Below are 353 nucleotides of genomic sequence, written 5' to 3'. Positions count from 1 at the left end.
GGTGGTCGGACTGCGTTCTTGTTCACGGGGCAGGGGGCGCAGCGGTTGGGGATGGGGCGTGGGTTGTACGACGCCTTCCCTGTGTTCGCCTCTGCGCTGGATGAGGTGATGGCTGAGCTGGATCGGTATCTGGGTCGGCCGTTGTGTGAGGTGATGTGGGGCGAGGATCCCGGGGCGTTGAACGCCACGGGTTATGCGCAGCCTGCGTTGTTCGCGGTCGAGGTGGCGTTGTTCCGTTTGGTGGAGGCGTGGGGTGTGCGGCCGGATGTGCTGGTCGGTCACTCCATCGGTGAGCTGGCCGCGGCGCATGTGGCCGGGGTGCTGTCGCTGGCGGATGCGGCCCGGCTGGTGGC

Annotated in this window: 1 protein-coding gene; it reads left to right on the top strand. The window is 67.7% G+C overall.

Going from position 1 to position 353, the window contains the following annotated elements:
• Positions 1–63: 63 nt before the first annotated feature.
• Positions 64–353, top strand: a 290-nt coding sequence (locus IE318_RS22250) for an acyltransferase domain-containing protein (RefSeq protein ID WP_229903672.1), incomplete at its 3' end; no start/stop codon positions are given.

It is taken from the genome of Streptomyces spiralis, assembly GCF_014654675.1.
GTDB classification, from domain to species: domain Bacteria; phylum Actinomycetota; class Actinomycetes; order Streptomycetales; family Streptomycetaceae; genus Streptomyces; species Streptomyces spiralis.
Note: the sequence above shows the minus strand (reverse complement) of the source record. Positions and strands in the feature narration are given on the sequence as shown.